The 21,400-nt window shown below is 69.6% G+C and carries 14 protein-coding genes and 1 tRNA gene; 11 read left to right on the forward strand and 4 right to left on the reverse strand.

What is annotated here, in order from left to right:
• The first annotated feature begins 566 nt into the window (after positions 1-566).
• The 4 genes from HNQ61_RS07680 (at position 567) to HNQ61_RS07695 (ending at position 5,446) form a co-directional block, all read left to right on the forward strand.
• Positions 567-2,888, forward strand: a complete 2,322-nt coding sequence (locus HNQ61_RS07680; protein WP_170039543.1) for a vanadium-dependent haloperoxidase — start codon at positions 567-569, stop codon at positions 2,886-2,888.
• A 301-nt stretch (positions 2,889-3,189) separates the two neighbouring features.
• Positions 3,190-4,719 (forward strand): hypothetical protein, encoded by a 1,530-nt coding sequence (locus HNQ61_RS07685; protein WP_170039545.1) that lies wholly within the window; start codon positions 3,190-3,192, stop codon positions 4,717-4,719.
• A 181-nt stretch (positions 4,720-4,900) separates the two neighbouring features.
• A complete protein-coding gene (locus tag HNQ61_RS07690) occupies positions 4,901-5,116 on the forward strand; it encodes a hypothetical protein (protein ID WP_170039547.1) in 216 nt (71 codons plus the stop codon).
• Between the two features lie 63 nt (positions 5,117-5,179).
• Positions 5,180-5,446, forward strand: coding sequence for a pinensin family lanthipeptide (locus HNQ61_RS07695; protein WP_170039549.1), 267 nt, complete (start codon positions 5,180-5,182; stop codon positions 5,444-5,446).
• 101 nt (positions 5,447-5,547) lie between these two features.
• Here the strand turns inward: HNQ61_RS07695 and HNQ61_RS07700 are convergent.
• Positions 5,548-5,621 (reverse strand) — tRNA-Arg (locus tag HNQ61_RS07700).
• Positions 5,622-5,733: 112 nt separating this feature from the next.
• Positions 5,734-6,198, reverse strand: coding sequence for a hypothetical protein (locus HNQ61_RS07705; protein ID WP_170039551.1), 465 nt, complete (start codon positions 6,196-6,198; stop codon positions 5,734-5,736).
• Positions 6,199-7,793: 1,595 nt separating this feature from the next.
• On the opposite strand from HNQ61_RS07705, the gene HNQ61_RS07710 reads away from it, so the two are divergent.
• Positions 7,794-8,168, forward strand: coding sequence for a MaoC family dehydratase (locus HNQ61_RS07710; RefSeq protein ID WP_170040490.1), 375 nt, complete (start codon positions 7,794-7,796; stop codon positions 8,166-8,168).
• A 477-nt stretch (positions 8,169-8,645) separates the two neighbouring features.
• Here HNQ61_RS07710 and HNQ61_RS07715 read toward each other — a convergent pair whose 3' ends face one another.
• Positions 8,646-12,746: a PAS domain S-box protein gene (locus HNQ61_RS07715; protein WP_170039553.1), complete on the reverse strand. Its 4,101-nt coding sequence runs from the start codon at positions 12,744-12,746 to the stop codon at positions 8,646-8,648.
• A 427-nt stretch (positions 12,747-13,173) separates the two neighbouring features.
• Between HNQ61_RS07715 and HNQ61_RS07720 the strand changes: the two genes are divergently transcribed.
• The 3 genes from HNQ61_RS07720 (at position 13,174) to HNQ61_RS07730 (ending at position 17,234) form a co-directional block, all read left to right on the forward strand.
• On the forward strand, positions 13,174-13,584 hold the full coding sequence (locus HNQ61_RS07720) for a response regulator (RefSeq protein WP_183685573.1): 411 nt from the start codon (positions 13,174-13,176) through the stop codon (positions 13,582-13,584).
• Positions 13,585-14,346: 762 nt separating this feature from the next.
• Positions 14,347-15,282 (forward strand): SMP-30/gluconolactonase/LRE family protein, encoded by a 936-nt coding sequence (locus tag HNQ61_RS07725; RefSeq protein WP_170039557.1) that lies wholly within the window; start codon positions 14,347-14,349, stop codon positions 15,280-15,282.
• A gap of 938 nt (positions 15,283-16,220) precedes the next feature.
• On the forward strand, positions 16,221-17,234 hold the full coding sequence (locus HNQ61_RS07730; protein WP_170039560.1) for an HD-GYP domain-containing protein: 1,014 nt from the start codon (positions 16,221-16,223) through the stop codon (positions 17,232-17,234).
• Positions 17,235-17,557: 323 nt separating this feature from the next.
• On the opposite strand, the gene HNQ61_RS07735 is transcribed toward HNQ61_RS07730, so the two are convergent.
• A complete protein-coding gene (locus HNQ61_RS07735) occupies positions 17,558-18,076 on the reverse strand; it encodes a DinB family protein (protein WP_170039563.1) in 519 nt (172 codons plus the stop codon).
• A 194-nt stretch (positions 18,077-18,270) separates the two neighbouring features.
• On the opposite strand from HNQ61_RS07735, the gene HNQ61_RS07740 reads away from it, so the two are divergent.
• The 3 genes from HNQ61_RS07740 (at position 18,271) to HNQ61_RS07750 (ending at position 21,364) form a co-directional block, all read left to right on the forward strand.
• Positions 18,271-18,549, forward strand: a complete 279-nt coding sequence (locus HNQ61_RS07740; RefSeq protein WP_170039566.1) for a hypothetical protein — start codon at positions 18,271-18,273, stop codon at positions 18,547-18,549.
• Between the two features lie 77 nt (positions 18,550-18,626).
• Entirely contained in the window at positions 18,627-19,229 is a 603-nt protein-coding gene (locus HNQ61_RS07745; RefSeq protein WP_170039569.1) for an HmuY family protein, read from the forward strand.
• The gene (locus HNQ61_RS07750; RefSeq protein WP_170039572.1) at positions 19,226-21,364 is read left to right on the forward strand and encodes a TonB-dependent receptor; all 2,139 of its coding nucleotides are present in this window, start codon (positions 19,226-19,228) and stop codon (positions 21,362-21,364) included. The genes HNQ61_RS07745 and HNQ61_RS07750 overlap by 4 nt, the downstream gene beginning before the upstream one ends.
• Positions 21,365-21,400 lie beyond the last annotated feature (36 nt).

A 21,400-nucleotide genomic window follows, 5' to 3' on the forward strand; every position in this document is an offset into this window, starting at 1 on the left:
TCCATCCACGAGTTGCGCAGCCGCCGCGACCGGCCGCCCCGCGGACCGTTGCCGCGGACCGTCATCACGGACCGTTATCCGCTATCCGACGCCCGTCGTCCGCGATTCGCCAGCACGACTGCCATCCGTGCCGATCATCACGTGCGATCCGCACGCGAGTCGTGAGGGCGAGCCTCCAACGACCTCGCCGCGGCCGCCCTCCATCCTCGCCGATCCTCATCTCCTATCACCGTGTACGGCCCACCAGCGTCGGGACGGCGCATTGGGGCCGGGCACACTCCGGAGCTCTGTACCAATCCGCTCCGCGCGGAAAAAACACCGGCCCGCATCGCTGTTCCCTTGCCGCTCCACACCCCTTCCCGCCGTTGAAATCAGGTCCTGCGAGTGCCCGCCCCGTGCACTTGTAACGCGCCATTCCCCGCTTGAACGCGCCACTCCGCGCCGTTAGTCTGGAGTCCGAACACAAACCGAAAACGCAAGCGGCGGAAAGGATTCCAGAGGGTTCAGCAAGGCCCGGCGCGTCCGGATGGGCGGCGGGAATGGGGGACAACTCGGGGAGCAGAGAAATGGCAAAGGCACATACGCTGGTCGACAACTTCAACGACAACGTGACCGACCCCGCCAAGTGGGTCGTGTTCGACAACCCCACGCCCGCGGCGGGGCGCATCCGCGAGGTGAACGGGCACCTGGAGATCCGCCCGTCGCCCAACGTGGCGGGCGCCAACTACAGCTACTACGAGTCCGCCACCACGTACGACCTCACCGCGTCCCAGATCTTCGTGGAAGTCGTCGAGGCGCCTTCGGTCACGAGCGGGGGCGTCATCCTGTCCGCCCGGGTGGACGACCCCAACGAGATCTACTTCCGCATCGGCGCCAACGGGCGGGTGCGGGCGGTGAGCGAGGTGGGGGGAACCGGCACGCTGCAGGGCGAGGTTCTGTACGACGAACGGCTGCACCGGTGGTTCCGCCTGCGCGAGGCGGGCGGGTTCGTGTACTGGGAAACGTCGCCCGACGGAGTCGAGTGGAACACGCTGGCCCGGGCGGCCAACCCCATCCCCCTGACGGCGGTGCGCCTTTCCATCGGGGCCGGAACCACCGCCGCGGTGGCGCATCCCGGGGTGGCGGTGCTGGACAACTTCAACGTGCAGAACACCAGTATATCGCGCCGCGTGGAAGAGCGCCGGCTGTCTGCGCGCGACACCCGCGTGAAGGCGGCGCAGGTGGCGGCGGAACGCAAGCACGCCGACCAGTTCAACAACAACGACGAGGTCAACTACCCGGCCACGCCGCTGGCCGGCAACTACTCCAAGAGCCTGCGCCACGACGACCTGGGCGACCCCGATCCGGCGTCGTACGCAACCCTGCTGCGCGCGCTGGAGAGCCGCGATCCGTCCGACTTCGAGGAGATCATCCTCGGGCCGGCGGGCATGCCCAAGAAGCTGACCAACCCGCAGGCCGGCTTCGCCTTCGACATCGAAGGACCGGACGCGCAGGAGTTCACCATCCCTCCCGCGCCCCGCTTCGACAGCGCGGTGACGGCACACGAGATGGGTGAGCTGTACTGGATGGCCATCGCCCGCGACGTGCCCTTCATCCAGTATTCCACCAACACCAGGATCGCCGACGCGGTCTCGTCGCTGAACGCCGAGTTCCCGCAGTTCGGCGGCACGGTTCCGGTCACGGCGGGCACGTCCACCACGGTGGGCAACGTCTTCCGCGGCATCTACCCGGGCGAGCAGGTGGGGCCCTACGTCTCCCAGTTCCTGCTCAAGGGGAACGTGGACCCGCGCAAGCCCGCCGGGCAGGGGCGCGACGCGGTGGACGGCTTCATCAGCTACGGCGCGCGCACCATCGACCAGCGTCTGTTCAATGCCACGCCGGGCATGGACTACCTGTTCGAAGAGTTCGAGGGCTGGCTGAATGCCCAGGACGGCCAGGACTACCGCGGCACTGACACGTTCGAGACCACCAAGCGCTTCATCCACACGCTGCGCGCCGGCGCGACGCTGGTGCACTTTGACCAGGTGGTGGACGCGTACTGGAACGCCGCGTGGATCCTGATGTCGGAGCCCACGGGCAATGAGTCCACCTTCGTGGATGGCACCACCGGGCGCCCGCAGATTGACGCGGAGTTCCCGTACAACCGCGGCAATCCGTACATGCCGCCCATGGGGATCACGCCGTCGCGCACGCAGGTCGGCTTCGCCACTTTCGGTCCCACGCACCTGCTGCAGGCCGTGCCCGAGGTGCTGGGCCGCGCGCTGCGGGCCGTGTGGTGGCAGAAGTGGGGCGTGCACCGCCGCCTTCGCCCCGAGGAGTTCGGCGGGCGCGTGGACAACATGATCAACGACCGCCGCAGCTACCCCATCGACCCCAGCATCATCACCTCGCTGGAGACGGGCGGTCTGGCCGAGTACTACCCCAACGCCACCTACCTGCTTCCGCAGGCGTACCCCGAGGGCGCGCCCACGCACCCGGCGTACGGCGCGGGCCACGCCACCGGCTCGGGGGCGATGATCACCATCCTCAAGGCGTTCTTCGACGACCTCAAGGAGATCGAGAACCCCGTGCAGGCCAGCGTGGACGGCCTCACCCTGGTCCCCTACACCCGGCCGGAGACCGAGCCGGTCATGACCGTCGGCGGCGAGCTGAACAAGCTGGCCGGCAACATCGCCATCTTCCGCAACGCGGCGGGCGTGCACTGGCGCAGCGACTACACCGAATCGCTGCGCCTGGGCGAAAAGGTGGCCATCGCCCTGCTGCAGGAGATGACGCTGGGCTTCAACGAGGATGACGGCTTTTTCGAACTCACCAGGCTGGACGGCGTTCGAATCCGCATCTTTGACGGCAAGGTGGAGCCCGCGCTCCAGGTGCTGGCCCTGCCGTAAACCGCGGGGCCCCGGTCCGGGCCCGGTGCGCCGGGAGCGGATCGGGTGGAGGAACGAAAGCGGAGCCGGGGGGCGACCCCGGCTCCGCTTTCGTTTTCGGTCGATGATGACCGCGCAGCACGGGAGGGCACGGAGGTCGCACAACGCGCATGAAAGGGCCGCGCGCGCCCGCTCCGGAACCATCCGCGGCGCGTTCGTGTCTGAAGGCGTCTGTGCCGTCCCGGGAGCCCGCGGCGGCGCACACCTGCATGGGGAATGACCACCGTTCCCCGCCCCGCGACCCCGCACTGGATCGCCGATCGTGACTTTGCTGATGATGAACCGCGGCGCGCGGCTTGTGCTGCTCGCCTCGACGCTTGCGGGCGCGGGATGGACGACGTCCGCCGCCGCGCAGACGGTGTTTCGCGGCACCGTGCGGTACGAGAAGGTGCTCCCGGGCAAGAAGGGGCTGAACCTGGCCGCGCCCGTGCAGCGGCCGGCCGCCGGCATCCGCGTGCAGATCCTGACCTCGCCCGGGCGAGGCGTGCTGGGGAGCGCGTTCACCGACTCCGCGGGCGCGTACACCATCCGCGTGGACCCGCCGGTGGAAGGCGCCGTGGTCGTGCGCGCGCTGGCGCAGACGGAAAACACGCGCGTTCTGCGCGCCCGCGACCGCGTGGAGTGGTCCGCCGCGTCGGCCCCGTTCACGCCGGGCGACGCGCGCACCGTCACCCGCGACGTGCTGGCGACGGACAGCGGGCGCGTGGCGGGCCCCTTCAACATCGCCATGGTCATCGGCCGGGCCAACGCCCTGCTGCGCGCGGCGGATCCCTCCATCACCCTGCCGCGCCTGCAGGTGCGCTGGGACACGGTGCACACCGAGGGCACCTACTTCAACGACCGCGACGGCGTGGCGTACGTAAGCGGCCTGCGCGGCAGCGACAGCGACGAGTACGACGACCACGTCATTGCGCACGAGTACGGGCACTTTCTGATGGCCAGCTTCAGCCGCGACGACAGCCCCGCGGGCGAGCACACCTCGGGCGACCAGCTGGATCCGCGGCTGGCGTGGTCCGAGGGGTGGGCCAACTTCTTTGCCGCCGTGGTGGCCGGCAATCCGGCCTACGTGGACACGGGCGCGGCGGACGGGCGGCAGACCGTGCTGCTGGAGATGGACATGGAGCAGGACGTGGAGCCCGGAGACCATCCCGGCATCTGGAGCGAGCACGCGGTGAGCTCCGCGCTGTGGGACTGGTACGACGACCGGCAGGACGGCGCCGACTCCCTGGCGCTGGGATTCGCGCCGCTGTGGACGGCGCTCACGGCGCTGCGCGGCGAGCCGGACCCGTACCTGCTGCGCTTCGCCAACGCGCTTGCCGCCGGCACCGGGCAGCGCGCCGCCATCGCCGCCTCGCTGAGCGCGCGCGGCATCACCTACTCGCCGGGGGAAAGCCCGTCCGCGCCGGAGCCGTTTCCGCTCGCGCTGGAGTCCGGCGCGTCCGTGCGCGGGGAGGTGAACAGCCGGCGCACGCGGCGCAGCAACCTCTTTGAATCCTCCGCGCACTACGGCTTTACGCTGGATGAGCCGCGCGACGTGACCCTGGTCCTCAAGATCACGGACGCCCGCGATCCGGCGCACGCGGACCTGGACCTGCTCGTGTTCGACGCCAAGGGCGAGCCGGTGGCGACGTCGGTGGCGGTGAACGGGGTGGGCGGCGCGGAGCGGATCTCCGAGCGGCTTCCCGCCGGCCGCTACCGCGTGGAGGTGCGCAGCTGGAGCAACGCCGAGGAATCACGGCTCAACGCCCGCCGCGCCAACCAGGGCTCGTACTCGCTCACCGCCCGGTACTGACGCGCATCGCCCGCCATCGATCGTGAAAAAGAAACGCCGCCCGGCCGAGTGCCCGGGCGGCGTTTTCTCGGATCGGCTATCGGGTAATCACACGTTTCAGGACGGAATCCTTGACATGGATCGGCATTCCGTTATGGTGGTACGCTCGCTTCATCCCATTCCCCGATCCAAGTAGGCCGCCATGCGTCTCGACATCAGCGCTCTGGATGTACAGTCGTTTGCAGTAGCACCCGCGAGCGATCTCAAGGAGCAGCCGGCGGATACCGGCCGCGGCGGGCCGGACTCGTACTGCTGGATCTGCTACAACACCGGCAACACGGTTCCGTCGTGCATGGGCTACCAGTGCGGCGTCCCGGCCACCGACACCTTCGTGGACCCGGCCTGCGGGTACGCCTGAACCGGCGGCCCCTCGGCGCGGCGCCTCCGCCACGCCGGCATCCCTGAACAACGGAGACGCATCATGACCAAGATCCGCCTGAATCTGGACAACCTGACCGTCGAGTCGTTCGCCACCGCCCCGGATGCGGAGGGAGAGCGCGGCACGGTGCGTGGCCAGGGCTTCTATACGGAAGACATCAGGACGTACTGCAATGGAGAATCCTACAGCATGCCGCAGCGATGCCTGTGCAGAACCAACGAACCGGAAACCTGCGTGGGAAGCTGCAACCCGGAGATGTGTTCGTTCATGGACAGCACCTGCTGCGCCGACACGTACCTCTGCGAGTAGGCGGCCGGGGGGGGGGGAGGACTCTCCTCCCGCGGGGGACGGCGGGGTGGATAAAAACGACCGCTGCACGGCGAATTGCGCCATGCAGCGGTCTTTTTCAGTGCCCCCGGCGCGACTCGAACGCGCGGCCTGCGGTTTAGGAAACCGTCGCTCTATCCACCTGAGCTACGGGGGCGACAGAGGTGAAAAGGTATGCACTTCCCTGCATCTGGTCAACGGACCGGGTTGAACGGAGGCGCTGCTTCCACCCATCAAATTCGCCGGTCGTGCTGGAGCGGCCTGCGGCTTCAGTGCAGTGGAGGTTGTGGCGGCGTTTGCCGTACGTACCGGAACTCCACGCCCGCGGACATGAGGACCTCTTCCACCGACATGATGGGCAGCGTGGCCCGGAGTGGCACGAGAACGAACGTTTCCTGGTGCTGCCATCCACCCCGGACCACGGTGGCGTAGACCATCGCCCCGGTCAGGTCCCCTCTGACCGAGTCGACGCGCACCATGGGATGGCCGGCCGCTACCTCCCCCATGCAAGGCCCCAGCATCAGTCTGCGAAGGCTCGCGCTTGCTGGCGACACGAACGCGGTATCCGTGATCTGGCCATCCACCCTGCAGCGGTCGAACTTGGAGATCGTGTCCCCGAGTACCGAGGCCCGGTAGTTCATCGCCCCATGGATGGCACTGGTACGCCAGCTTTCCCATGGTTGGGCTTGAATGCTTTGCGCGATGAGCGTCGCAGCGAGTACGACCAGCCACATGGGGGTGGATCTCATCTTGGAACGCACGAGTTGGGGCCTGGATTCAGCTGGTTGAACGGGGGGTCCGAATAAAGCTGAGCATCGAGCGTGTACCCCGCCGGGTGTTCTGCACCCGTATAGTGGGACCCCTCGTGAAGGGCGGTGTTTACCAATTCGCGGAGCGCGGTAATGTCCCCCATGGCTGCGGCGTCGAGAGCAGACGGATCGAAGTGGAGCTTTCGGTTATAGTATGACCCGTAGTGCGGTGGTTCACCGTCACTCGTCGAGCCGCTGTCAAACCTGCCCCGGAACACTGCGCCGGCGGACATGGCGGAACGGAAGGAAGCCGTCATCTCGGCACACGCGCGGGCGGCGGTTGAGTCGCTGAACTGCGTCCGCACCATGCCAAGGGCCGAGACCAGCGCCGCGGAATCAGCCCCGGTCAGCGGCTGCAGGCACTCTGGATGCCCTTTCGCAATACAATCGGCCATCGGGTCGCACCCTGTGGCGGGGTCGCACGTGGGATTGGCTGGATTACCCGGTTGCCAGTGCCAACCTCCACTCCCGCCGCACTCACCGAAGTAGTAGCACGCAGAGTAGTCCTCCTCCGGAGTTGTCGCCCCCTCGCAATCGCCATCGTAGTACGAACCTCCGTACTGGCACGTGGTCACTTCGACGGTTGGACAGCACTCATTCGACATTGACCTGATTGCGTCGTCGGGCTTCTGCTGATGCTCCCGAAAGACATTGAACAGCCGGTCCACCCGTTTGCCGGCACGCTCGGTCGCAGGAATCATGCATCGAGCCGAGATCACCAGTTCCTCTCCCGCGAATGCGCGATACCGGTACTCCCGAAGCATTCCCAGCGGGTGCAGTTCGGGAGCGGGAAGGTGGATATGAGCCCGCCGCGTTCGGTACCCGCCAGCCGGATTCCTGATTTCAAAAGTACACCCGTACTCCGTTTCGCCAGGTGACCTGCCGCCGAGCGCCCTCTCGCCTGCTGAGTGCGACGCGTCAACCGCTGGTGCCGCTTCGGGTCCCGTGAGTCCGTCTGTGCACGCTACCAGGAGCCCGAGTCCCAGCGTAACGAGGATCAGCCGTTCCAAGCGCATGATTCTTCCTCTGTTTCCAAGTCCGAGGCGGACCATCAACTTTCTCGTGCTTTTGATTCAGCGCCTGGCATGCGCCATCGCACGAGCGGAATCCAGCGGCAAGGCAAGAGTGAGCACGCTGCTCGACCGCGCGGGATTCCCTCTCATCCTGAGCCCAGAATACGAGCCACACGGGTTGGCGTAAAGAGGTCGGCCCATCGGGTGGTTTCCATCCCAACCGTGCACATCGCGTTGAACACGTACCGGCGGGTCTGACGTGCGGGTCTACCTGGGTACGAACTTGCGCCCGATGTGGTTCCTCACGCGCCGTTCAGATGAACTGGAGGTTGGCATTCAGCCTGCTGCGTGGGTGGGGGACGCAACCATGCTCGTTCTCACTCTCTCCCGCGACCTCCGCGTGAGACCAGAGGGGGCTGAACAGCACGACACCTGGAGACGCGAGCCGACGTGAGCACACAGGAACCGACGCAGAACCCGCTGCCCCGCGTGGGCGAGACGGCGCAGATGAGCCGCACGGTGACGGAAACGGACGTGGTGCTGTTCGCCGGGGTGACGGGCGACATGAACCCCGCGCACATGGACGCGGTGGCGGCCGCGGCGGGCCCGTTCGGCGGGCGCGTCGCGCACGGTATGCTGACGGCGGGGCTGGTCTCGGCCGTGCTCGCCATGCGGCTTCCCGGGCCGGGCACCATCTACCTGACGCAGTCGCTCAGGTTCGTGCGGCCGGTGCGCATCGGCGACACGGTGACGGCGCGCGTGGAAGTGGTGGAGGTGATGGAACGCAGGCGGCGCGTGCGGCTGGCCACCACCGCCACCAACCAGGACGGCGAAACGGTGCTGGATGGCGAGGCCGTGGTGATGGTCCCCGCCGCGGGGTAAAGTCACGCGTCGCCATCATCGTCTCCTGCCCGCCGATGACGCGAATCGGATGGCCGCGATCCACCGAGAGACGATCCACAGGCGCTGGTCGACGGATGTTGATCGACGGATGTTGATCGACGGATGTTGATCGACGGATGTTGATCTACGATGCTGATCCACATTATCGGCCAGCGGTGGTCGACAGACGCTGACCGACCGACGCCGATCTACCGGGTCCGATCCGCCGCGCTGATGCCTGGCCCTGATGCACCGCGGTTGATCCACCGACGCTGGTCTACCTGATCGGCTGGGCGCTGATCGGATGATGGCGGACGGTCCCCGGCCGATCCGGAACGGCCGACGGATGACGCCGACGCGATCATCGCCACAATCAGATCCCGCCACTCCTATACGCGAAGCCCCGAACAGTGCTGCCTGCACGCCGTTCGGGGCTTTCGATGTACGTCGTCCCGCCTGGATCCGCGCCGGAACGGGTCAGACCCGCGCCTCGCCCACGGCCCGCCCCAGCACCTCCGCCACGCGCTCCGCCAGTTCCGACGGCGAAAACGGCTTGGGGATGAGGTCCGCGTCGCGGCCCAGCCCCAGTTCCTCGATTGCCTCGCCCGGGTACCCGGACATGAACAGCACCCGCAGCCCCGGGTAGCGGTCCCCCAGCTGCCGCGCCACCAGCGACCCGCTCCCGCCCGGCATCACCACGTCCGTCAGCAGCAGGTCCAGCACCGGCTCGCGGGCGGCCACCTCCAGCGCCGCCGCGGCGGAGCGCGCCTCCAGCACCCGCATTCCGGCCCGCTCCAGCGCCCGGCGGGCCAGCGTGCGCACCGCGTCCTCGTCCTCCACGATCAGCACCGTGCCGCGCGAGCCCGTCATTTCCCGCGGCGCGGACGAGATCACGGCGCTTTCCTGCGGGGCGGGCTCGTCCACGCTGGGCAGCAGCACAACGAACCGGCTTCCCTCGCCGGGATCGCTCTCCGCCCAGACGTAGCCCTCGCTCTGTTTGATGATGCCGTACACGGTGGAAAGCCCCAGCCCCGTTCCCTTGCCCGCCGGCTTGGTGGTGAAGAACGGTTCAAACAGGTGCTCCATCACCTGCGGGTCGATCCCCGATCCCGTGTCGCTCACCGACAGCCGCACGTACCGTCCCGGCGCCACGTACGGCGGCACGTGGTGCTTGGACATGTCCACGATCTGCTCGCCCGTGGCCACGGTGATCTGCCCGCCCTGCGGCGTGGCGTCGCGCGCGTTCACCACCAGGTTCACGATCACCTGCTCCATCTGCCCCGGGTCCGCGCGCACGCTGGGCACGCGCGGCGCCAGCGCCACTACCAGATCCACGTCCGCCTCGATGAGGCGGGTGAGCATGCGCTGCATGTCGCGCACGGCGGCGTTGGGGTCCAGCACCCGCGGCTGCAGCACCTGCCGGCGCGAAAAGGCCAGCAGCTGCCGCGTCAGTTCCGCCGCGCGCACCGCGGCCCGGTCGATCTCGGCCACGTCCTCGCGCAGGATGTCGCCTTCCGGCAGGTCCGCCAGCAGCAGCGCCGCGTTGCCGCGGATGGCCGTGAGCAGGTTGTTGAAGTCGTGCGCCACCCCGCCGGCCAGCCGCCCCACCGCCTCCATCTTCTGCGCCGCGCGAAGCTGCTCCTCCAGCCGCCGCTGCCCGGTGATGTCGCGCGCCACCGTGGAGATGCCGGTAATCCGTCCTTCCGCGTCGGGAAATGGCGATACCGTAAGCGACACGCGCAGCACCCGGCCGTCCTTGCAGATGCGGTCCGTCTCATAGTGGTTCACCAGCTCGCCCTGCGCGGCGCGGGCGAGGATGGCCACCTCTTCCTCGTGCCGTTCCGGGGGCACCACGCGCAGAATGCTGGCGCCCACCATCTCCGCCTCGGACCATCCCAGCATCCGTTCAGCCGCGGGGTTCCAGCTCAGCACCGTGCCGTCCAGCGACTTGGAAACGATGGCGTCGCTCGTGGTACGAACGATTTCCGCCATCCGCAGCGCTTCCTCCTCCTGCCGCCGCCGGTCGGTGACGTCGCGCGAGGTGACGACGATGCCCAGCACCGCGGGATGTTCCAGCAGGCTGGTGATGACGGCCTCGTGCACCTGCCACTTGCCTTCGCGGTTGCGGATGCGGTACTCCGCCGCGCAGGGCAGCCCGGGGTCGCCCGCGCACACGCGCAGCAGCTCGCGCATGGGCTCCACGTCGTCCGGGTGCAGCAGGCTGAGCGCGTCCACCCCCGTGACCCGCAGCGGGTCCCACCCCATCTGCGGCGCCACCGAGGGGCTGGTGTCGCGGATGGTGAAGTCTTCTTCCAGGACGGTGAAGATGTCGGTGGAGTGCTGGATGAGCGCGCGCAGGTACTGCTCGCTGTTGCGCAGCGCCGACTCGGCCTCGCGGCGCTCGGTGATGTCCTCCGCGATCCCCACCAGCCGCAGCACCCCGTCCGCGCCGCGGGCGGGAAACGAGCGGTCGCGGATCCACCGCATCTGCCCGTCCCCGCGGACGATGCGGTACTCGCGCGTGGTTTCGCCCACCAGCCGTTCTTCGATGGGCCGGCCCACCTTGCGCCGGTCTTCGGGGTGGATCAGGGTGATGATGCGCGCGGGGTCGGCGATCATCTCGGCCGCGGGCAGTCCCAGGATGCGCTGCACGGCGGGGCTCACGTACAGCATTTCGCCCGTGGCCGAGGCGATCCAGAAGATGTCGCGGACGTTGCTGGCGATGTCGCGGAAGCGGGCCTCCCCTTCGCGCACGGCCCGCAGTGCGTCGTGTGCCTCCGTCACGTCTTCCACCATTACGATCAGATATTGCAGCGTGCTCGCCGCGTCACGCACGGCGGAGGCGGTGAGCCGGGCCCACACCACGGACCCGTCCGGCCGCAGGTAGCGTTTTTCCAGCGTGTAGTGGTCCGCCTCGCCCCGTTTGACGGCGTTCAGCCGCTGCACGTTCTCGGCGCGGTCGGCGGGGTGCGTGAACTCGGCGAAGCTGGTGCCGCGCAGCCCGTCGCGGTCGCGCCCCAGCATGGCGGCCATGGCGGGGTTGCACTCCATCACCCGCATGTCGGGCGAGGTGACGCAGATGCCGATGGCGCTGTTCTGGAACATGGCGCGGAAGCGGGCCTCGCTTTCCCGCAGGGCATCCTCCGCGCGGCGGCGCTCGGTGACGTCGCGCTCGGCGGCGATCATCCCCACCAGCGCGCCCTCGTCGTCGCGCAGCGCCACCACCGTGGCATCGGCCAGCCCCGCCGTGCCATCCGGCCGGGTGTACGGCATTTCGCCCTGCCACCGGTCCGACGTGCTCAGCGCCTCCAGCAACGGCCCGGTCACGCGGTCCATCACCTCGGCGCCGTGCACCTCGGCCACCATGCGCCCCAGCATTTCGCTGCGCGAGCGGCCGAACAGGCTTTCGGCGGCGGGGTTCCAGTCGGCGATGCGCCCCTCGCGGTCGGCCAGATAGACGGCGTCGCTGATGGCCTGAAAGGTGAGGTCGCGGCTGCGGATGGACTGCTCCAGCGCGCGCTGCTCCGTCACGTCCTGCAGGCGTGCCACCACGCGCCCGGGCGGCACGAAGCCCAGGGTGATGACGACGCGGGCGCGCGGGCCGGTGCCGCCGAAGCGGTATTCCGTTTCCCGCCGCATGGGTTCGCCGGTGGCGGCGCACTGGCGGATGGCGGCCGGGATCTGCGGGGCGTCGGCGAAGATGGCTTCGGCCGTTTCGCCCAGCATGGAGGCGCCGCCGTCGGGAAGGCGGGCCGCCTGGTTGACGGCCTCCAGCACCATCCCGCCCGGCTCCACGCGAAAGACGTAGGCGGGAAGCGGATCCAGCTCAAACAGCGACAGCAGCCGCATGCGGGATTCGTCCGCGTCGCGCTCGGCGGCGCGGCGGCGGGTCACGTCGCGGACAATGGCCTGGATCGTCCCGTCGGGGCGCACGCGGGCGCTGATCTCCACCTCCGCCGTGCCGCCGTCCACCCTGCGGATGGTGCGTTCGCCCAGCAGCGTTTCGCCCCGCGGAAGCTCGTCCAGCGAAAACGGGCGCGCGGCCAGTTCGTCCGCGTCCAGCAGGTCGGCCAGGGCAAGGCCGCGCAGGTCGCCGCCAAAGATGTCCGCGGCCCGGGCGTTGAACTCGCTCACCCGGCCGCCGGCCATGACCACGATGCCCTCGGGTGCCTGGTCCATCAGTTCGCGGCGGGCCTCCTGCAGCGCCGCGTCGTCGGGCGCGTGCTGGACGGCGGCGCGCATGCGGCCGGGGCCGGCGGGCTCGCCCGTTTCGCGCAGGCGCACCAGGCGGCCGTCCGCGTGGCGGGCGGTGTACTGAATGGCGTACCCGGCGCCTTCCACGGCGGCACGCAGGCGCGCCCGGGCCAGGGCGGGCGCGGCGTGCGGATCCAGCCCCGCCTCCGCGGTCCACGCCCCGGCGTCGCGCCCCAGCACGGCTTCCACGCCGGGGCCCGCGCGCGTGACGCGCAGCACGCCGTCCGCCACCTCACCCTCCCAGACGAACGCCCGCGCCGCGCCGGCCAGCAGGCGCTCGCGCGCCTCCGCGCCGTCCGGTCCCGCCCCGTGCTCATTCTGCATGTGTCTCCCGACGTGCGTGCACCGGCCCGTCCACCTCCGATTCGCACTCCGGAGAGATCGGCCAATCTAGCTGCTACATGACTGCACGTACAATCTGCATGCCTCCGCTTGCGGCACGGCTCGCGGAACCCCGCGGCGCGCTCCGGAGCCCGCCGTGACACCGTAGCACCTCCTCGTCCCACCTCCCCGGTCCACCGCGCGACGGCGTGATCCGTACGCCCGCCGGCCTCGTCCGGCCCGCGGAGGGCGCCGTCCGGAAGCGGACTTCGCGGTGTGGAACCAGCCCCGGCACCAGTGTTCACCAGCGTTTTCCGGCCGGGAACCGCGGGAGCGGCGGCACGCGGGTGGCATCGCCTCTCTGGCGCAAACGCAAACAAATCAGCATGCTTGTGTGATGCTGACCGGGAACAAGCGAACAACAAGGCTCGTGGAGCACGCGACGAACGATCCCCGGGCGGGGACGCTGGGCACCATCCTTGTGGTGGATGACGACGACGGGGTGCGGCGGGTGACCCGCCGTACCCTGGAGCGGCGCGGCTATCTGGTGGTGGAAGCCGCCAGCGGGCCGGAGGCGCTGGACGTGGCGTCGGAGTTCGACGGGCCCATCGATCTGGTCATCATGGACATCATGATGCCGGGGATGACGGGGAACCAGGCGTCGTACCATCTGGCGGAAATCCGTCCGGGAACGCCGCTTCTATGCGTGTCGGGGCGTCCGGACGCGTCGGAGGTGCGGTTCGGGGTGGCGGCGCGCGCGGCGTTCCTTCCCAAGCCCTTTACGCCGGACCAGCTGGCCAGCGCGGTGGAGAAGGTTCTGCAGGGCGACACGGCGCCGTAGCCGCCGCGTTCTGCGGCGGACCGAGCATTTCGCGGCACCCGCACGGTTCCGCTGTGGTGACAGGGGGGCGCGCTCCGGAACGGGGCGCGCCCTTTGTCGTGGGCGGCGGTTTTCGGCGGAGGCGGGGGGCGCATGCGGGAGGGGCGGTTCTGTCCCGCGGCGGGCGGCGAGGCCCCTTCCCCGGCCCCTCCCCGTGCAGACTGCCGGCCGAAGCAGAAACGCGGAGAGGGGAGAACGGCAACTCACCGCGTCGCTGATGGAGGAGGCGCGTGCGGAGAGGGCCCCCTCCCCCCAACCCCCTCCACCCGCTCCGCGGGAGAGGGGGAGCCGTTCGGCGCGGAGGCGGGTTCGGCTCGCGGCCGCGGGCTGTGGCCCTCACCCCGCGTGCTGCGCACGACGACCCTCTCCCACGAACGGATGTGGGAGAGGGAGCACACACCAGAATCTTGCACACTCCAAACGTAGTTGAAGCCGCGAACCGGACGCGACAGCGTCCGGTTCGGGGCTTGGCGCTGTTTGAGCGGCGGATTCATGCGCTCAACGGAGTTCGCTCCCACGCCTGCACTGCGCCTCCCGCACCGAATCATCCGCCTTGCCCCACCCTCCCCCATTCATTTCGGAGGAGCGCGGGCCGATGGGGCTGGCCGCAGAGAGCGACGCGGCAGTATCAGCGCCGCGGGCATCCGGAACCCCTGTTCCCGGCGGATGGCGGGATTTGCGGAACGGCGCCCGCCCTGATTTCACCCGCGGAACGCTTTCAGAATGACCAGTCTGTGCCGGCTGCGCCCTCCTGGCGCGCCGACCCTCGTGAATGACCTTGCCGGCCCCGTGCTGCTGGACGACCGGCTGCGCGCGGTGCTTTCGCCGGACGCGCGGCTCCTTTCGCTGTACGATCGCGCCGTGTTCTGCGAGGGCCCCGTGTGGTGGCCCGCGCGCAACGTGCTGGTGTGGAGCGACATCGAAGGGCGCCGCGTAATGGCGTGGCACCCCGACGGCTGCGTGAACGTGCTGATCGACGCCACGCCCTTCATCAACGGAAACGCGGTGGACCACGACGGCACGCTGCTGCACTGCGAGCACGGCCGCCGCGCCATCAGCTGGTGGCCGGGTACGGGGCCGCCGGTGATCATGGCCGCGCATTACGAGGGACGCCGCCTGAACTCGCCCAACGACCTGGTGGTGGCGCGCGACGGGGCGATCTGGTTCACCGATCCCACGTTCGGCATCCGCAATCCCGCGCAGGGCTGCCCGGCCGAGCCGGAGCTGCCGCACCGGAGCGTGTACCGCTACGACCGGCGTACCGAGACGCTGACCCGCATGGCCGACCTGGAGCAGCCGAACGGGCTGGCCTTTTCGCCGGACGGCGGCACGCTGTACGTGTCCGACACCGCGGACGGAAGCGGCGGCCACACGCACGAGATCTACGCGTTCGACGTGGGCGCGGACGGCACGCTGAGCCGCAAGCGCATCTTTCGGGTGGTGGAGCCGGGCGTCCCCGACGGCTTCTGCGTGGATGCGCGGGGATGGATCTGGTCCAGCTCCGGCGATTCGGTGCAGGTGTTTTCGGCGGCGGGCGAGCCGCTCGGCAGGATTCCCACGCCGCACACCTGCTCCAACTGCGCGTTCGGCGGGGTGGATGGACGGCGCCTGTTCATCACCGGCGAGGAAAGCCTCTGGGCCATCGACCTGATCGGATGAACCGCGCGGAACGCGTGCGCGGAATCGGATGATCAGATGTCGGCGCCCGGTTGATGCTCTGGTCGGGTGGATGATCTGAGGCGGTTCGGCGCGGCACCGGCCGCCCGCCGGCTGGGAGCCCTCACCCCGCGTGCTGCGCACGACGACCCTCTCCCACGAACGGATGTGGGAGAGGGAGCACACCCCAGGAGCGTGCGTTCCGGATGGTTCGGCGCGTCCGACGCCATGAGGCCCCTCCCCCGGCCCCTCCCCGTGCAAACTGCCGCACGGAGAGGGGAGAATTCACGCCGTACTTCCGGCCGCGATGCAGTTGAAGCCCCGAACGGCGCCTGTGGGCGCCGTGTCGGGGCTTTCCGCTTTTGGAGCGGCGGATTTATTCGCTCTCGGGAGGCGGAGGGTGGGCGAGTAGTACGAGCCCGGGTGGGGGCCGCCCCCGCGCCTCGCCATCTCCCGGTGTCGCGTTTCCGGACGCGGCCGTGCTGTACGAAAATCCGACAGAATCGCGATTTTCCCAGCATCCATGCGGGATTCCGGCGCTTCCCCGGATCGGCGTGTACGGAATCCGCACAACTTCCGGTCATCCCCCGAAACTGCTCCGACCCCGCAAACCGCTTCACAGCAACCACTTACAGGAGAACGCGAATCGGGTACGCCGTTCGCCTTAGGAGGCGCCGTGACCCGCGGCGATGTGCCGCCGCACGGAAGCCAACGCAACGCAGGAGACACCCCGATGAGCAAGCACCAGAAGACCGCCGCCGTCCGCACCGCGCTGCAGGCCCTTACCGCGACCATGACCTGCGTCGCCGCCGCGTACGCCGGCCTGCTGCTCTGATCCGCCGCGGCAGGACGGCCCCGCGCACCGCACGCGCGCCGCTGTCCCGCACGCAGCCCCTTCATTGGACCCGACCGCCCTTCCGGCACCTTCACCAGACCCGATCATGATGTTCACCGGACGCATCCTCGTCGTCAGCGACCGCCCCGAAGTCGTGGACGAGCTGGCCCCCATCATCCGCAACGCCAAGCACCTGGCGAGCGTGGTGCCGGACGGCGGGCAGGCCATGCAGGTGCTGGAGGAAGGCCTGGTTCCGGACGTGATGATCACCGACCTGGGCTGCGAGCGGTCGTTTGAGGAAATCGGCTACATGCGCCGCTTTCGCGACCTGAACCGCGCCGGCTGCCACATCGTGGTCACCGAGCCGGGCGCGCCGTTCAGCGGCCGCGGCATGCTGGGCGACGACCGCTTTTCGGTGATGCAGAGGCCTTTTGACGCGGAGACGGTGCGGGTGCAGATCGACGAAGCGGTCAGCCGCGTGGAGCGCGAGATCAGCGCGCTGCGGTCTGAGACGTGGCGCTCCATGGACCGGCTGCGGCGCGAAGTGAGTGACGCGCGCGCCGAGATGATCCAGGCGCTGGCGCTCACCATCGCCGCGCGCGACCGGTACATGTACGGCCACTGCCAACGCGTGGCGGACATGTGCGACAAGATGGCCATCGTCCTCAAGCTGTCCGACGAGAAGCGGCGCCTGCTGGAATCGGCCGCGCAGCTGCACGAAATCGGCAAGATCTCGGTGCCCATCGAGCTGCTGCAGAAGACCGAGCCGCTGAACCCCGAGGAGCTGCAGACCATTCGCGCGCACGCCAGCGTCGGCGCCGAGATCGTGCGCGGGGTGCCGTCGCTGCAGCCGCTGGCGCCGCTGATTGAGCACCAGGGCACCAACCACGAGGAGCTGTGCGCGCAGGTGCCGCCCACCGCGCCGGAACACCTGCTGATCGCGGTGCTGCGCGTGGTGGACGCGTGGGACGCCATGACGTCGGAGCGCTCGTACCGCGGCGCCATGCCGCGCGAATACTGGGAGCCGTTCCTGCGCAACGGGGCGGGCACGCGCTTTCACCCGGCGGTCGTCAGCGCGCTCTTCCGCGTGCTGGGCGAAGACGAGCAGATCGACAGCTGACCGGTTCGAATCCCGCATGCAGCCAGGGCGTTCCGCCTTGAACGGAAAGAGCCCCGCGCCATCCCGGCGCGGGGCTCTTCTGCGTCTGGTTCCGTGCGACGGGCGGGCTCCACGGCGGCCCCCACCCGGGCCGGCACCACCGGCCCACCCTCCCCCAAAAAAGACTGGGGGAGGGTTGGGCACGTGCGGAGAGATCGGTGCGGGAAGCGAAGATCCGCGCGTGGGGGGCTTGGTGTCGCTGACCTCGCCAGGTCTCGAACCCGGCCCGCCACAACCGCTTGGCGAACGTCCCACCCTCACGCAATCCGACGGGCACAGCCGAATCAATCGGCGGCGAGGCCGCGGACGATGCGGGCGGTGGTGACGGCTTGGCCGGTGTGGCGCTGCGTGTGCTCCGCGGCGTGAAACAGCAGGCCGAGCACGTTGCTGGGAAGCTGCCTGCGCCCGATGCCGCGTGGCTCCAGCAGGCTGTCCACCGGCGTGGCGCGGATCTGGGCCAGCGCGCGCTCCACCTGCGCATCGAAGCGCGCCAGCAGCGTGGCCGCGTCCAGCGGCGGGTTGCCCGGCTCCTGCTCCGCCGCCAGATAGGCGAACTGCTCCGGCGAAAGCGCCTCGCCGCGGGCGTACGCCAGCAGGCGGTCCAGGCTCCCCGCCGCGTGCGCGATGTGGAATCCCACCGACGCCGCGCCGCCCGGCCTGGCCCACAGCATCTCCGCCGACAGCCCCTCCGCAGCACGCCGCACGTCCTCCGCCGCGCCGATCAGGGCGTGCGCCGCCGGCATCAACAGCGGCTCTACACCCGGCACCGGCCCCCGCATCCACGCTTCCGGCTGCTGCTCCATCGATCATTCCCCTGATGTCATCCCGAAAACCCCGCCCGCGACGAATCATCGCGCACACCACATCCGCCCCAAACGCACATCCCCGCCCCGCCCCGCACACATCACGGGAAATCCGCGATTCTTCGCCGTACCATCTCCGCCCCGCCACGGCACTTCGCTGACCCGCGCGGGACCCGCGGCCACAGTCCACGCAGGTGGACTTCGTGCTGCTCCAGCGGCGAATTCATTCGCTCCTGGAGGCGGACCGCGCCGCGAAATCATCGATTGAGACCGGAATTCCAGCGGCGCGCCCCGCTCTTCCATCATATCACGCCCGCCATCCTCCCGCGATCCCGATCCATCCGCGCCACACAGGTCCCGCGGACACGCGAATCCAGCGCTTCCCCTCACCAATCAGCCAATCTCCCGCGCGCCAGATCCAGAATTCCCGCCAGCAACAGGCGTATCAGAATTTCATCATCAACCATGCTTGACACCCTCAACATACGATCCTACTTTCTCCAGAGTTGTTGAGAATGATTCTCAAACTCAGAAACAATGGAGTACTCTCGTGACGCGATCCGGCCTGCGCTGCTGGTCTCTTTTCTCCGCCGCCACCCTGGTCCTGATGGGCGCGTGCAGTGACAACGGCCCCACCGAGCCCGCCGTGGATCCCGGCGCCAGCATGACGGTGGATGCCTCGCACGCCACCAACTGGGCGCTCGTGGACCTGGGCACCCCCGCTGCCGTGGTCACCGCCGCCGACCCGGCCACCTCCACCGCGTGGGACCTGGCGTTCAAGGCCACCGGGCTCATGCTCAACGGCGGCACCGCGGGCCCCGGCGGCATGACCGGCTACTGCATCTGCCAGAACGCGGGCGCCACCAACGACCAGATCCGCGCCATGACGCCGGCCGGCGAGGCCGCCGACTTCGACGCCGTGACCGCCGCGCAGATCCCGGCCGCCGCCTCCGCGTGGAGCGCCACCGTGTTCGACACCAGCAAGTGGTACAAGTACAACCTCACCGGCGCCGACCATCAGGTGTGGCCCACCCACGACGTCTATCTCATCCGCCGCGGCAACGAGGTCTACAAGCTCCAGGTGACCGGCTACTACGGCCCCGCGGGCGAAACGCGCCGCATCTCCTTCCGCTACGCCAAGCTGGCCGGATGATCACTCCCCCATCGCGCATCGTGCGGGCGCTGGCCGCCGCCTGGGTGGCTGCCGCGCTCACGGCGGGCGGGCTGGCCGCGCAGACCGCGCACCGGCTGGACGGACGGGTGACCGAAGCGGGCTCCGACGCCCCGCTGCCGGGCGCCGCCGTGCAGGCCGACGGCCCCGTCCGCCTGACGGCCACCACGGACGCGGAAGGCCGCTGGTCCATTGCCGGGGTGCCCGCCGGCCGCTACGTCGTCCGCGTGCGCCGCATGGGGTTCGTGGAGCGCACGGCCGCGATGGACGTCCCCGCCGCCGCGCCGCTCACGCTGGCGCTGAGCGCGGGCGCGCTTCCGCTCAACACCGTGGTGGTCACCGCCAGCCGCCGCCTTCAGCGGCTGGCAGACGTCCCGGTCACCACGGAAGTCATCACCCGCGCGGACATCGAGCAGGCGGGCGTGTCGGACCTGTCCGCCGTGCTCACGAGCCGCCTGGGCATCCAGCTGGAAGGCGGCCACCCCGCGGGCGAAGGCGTGATGCTGCAGGGGCTGAGCTCCGAGCGCGTGCTGATCCTGATGGACGGCCAGCCGATGGTCGGACGGATCAGCGGGCAGATCGACCTGTCGCGCATTCCCGCGTCCATGGTCGAACGCGTGGAAGTGGTGAAGGGGCCGCAGTCCGCGCTGTACGGATCGGAGGCGATGGGGGGCGTGGTGAACGTCATCACCCGCCGCGCGGCGCCCGGCCGGTGGGACGCGGGCGTGGAGGTGACGGCGGGCACGCAGGGCCGCGCGGACGTCAACGGCTCCGCGCGCGGCACGCTGGGGCGGGTGAAGTACGTGGCCGACCTGGGCCGCCGGTCCACCGAGCTGACGCCCGGCCGCTCGGAAACGCAGGACGCGCTGGCGGAGCGGCTGGATGGAATGCTGCGCCTGGAGTGGGCGGCGGACAGCACGCTGCGGATGGAAACGTCCGCCATCGTCCTGGATGAACGGCAGCGGTGGCGCGGCGGACCGCTGTACCAGTTCGCGGACAACCGCCAGTGGAGCGCGCGCGCCGGCGCGGAGTGGACGCGCGGCGGCAATCGCGTGGCGCCCGCCCTGTACATCAGCGAGTTCCAGCACCTGGCCCGCGCGGCGACCGGCGCGTCCCCCGTGGAAGGCTCGGGAGACACCGAATCGCAGCGGATGATGGAGGGCGAGCTCCTCTTCGGCCGCACGTGGGGCGCCAGCGCGCTGGATGCCGGCGTGGAAGCGCGCCGCGAGGAAATCGACAGCGACCGCGTGGTGGGAAGGAACCGCGCGATGCACTCGGTGGAGCCGTTCGCCCAGACGACGTTCGCGTTCGGCGCGTGGCAACTCGTCCCCGGCGCGCGGATGACGTGGAGCGAGCAGTGGGGCACGCACTTTACGCCGCGGCTGGCCGCCATGGTGCGCCCCATCCCCTCGCTGGCGCTGCGCGGATCGGTAGGACGGGGATTCCGCGCCCCGGCGTTCAAGGAGCTCTACATGAACTTCCTGAACCTGGGCGCGGGCACCGGATACACGGTGCAGGGCAACCCGGACCTGCGCCCGGAAACCTCGTCCAACGCCACGTTCGGCGCGGAGTGGGCGACGGGGCCGGCGTACCTGCGCGGGCAGGTGTTCTACAACCGCTTCAGCAACTTCATCGAGACCGCACTGGCGGGGGATTCCAGCGGGATCACCGTCTACACGTACGATAACGTGGCGGACGGATTCACCCGCGGCGCGGAGTTGGAGGCCGGCGCCACGCGCGGACGGCTGCGCACGGAGATCGGCTACGGCTACCTGGCCACGCGCGACGAGGCCACCGGCGCGGAACTGCTGGGCCGGCCCGCGCACTCCGGCCGCCTGTCGCTGGACTACACCACGCGCTTCGGCCCGCGCGCGGGAGTGACGGCGGTCTACACGGGACGCACGCCGGTGCAGCGCGACTCGGCCGGCGTCGTGAGCATGCGCGAAGGCTTTCCGCGGCTGGACGCGCGGATCGCGCAGAAGCTGCCGCGCGGGCTGGAGTTTTCGCTCGGCGTGCGCAACCTGACCGGCGCGGGCCCGGCGGACTGGCCCGGCTACACGGGCCGCCATGTCTACGCCGGCATCGGCTGGCGGACGTCGGAAAGCCTTGTTCGATAACGAACTGCATCGGCCCGGAGTGCTTCCGGGCTTCAT

The sequence above is a fragment of the Longimicrobium terrae genome (genome assembly GCF_014202995.1).
Classification (GTDB): domain Bacteria; phylum Gemmatimonadota; class Gemmatimonadetes; order Longimicrobiales; family Longimicrobiaceae; genus Longimicrobium; species Longimicrobium terrae.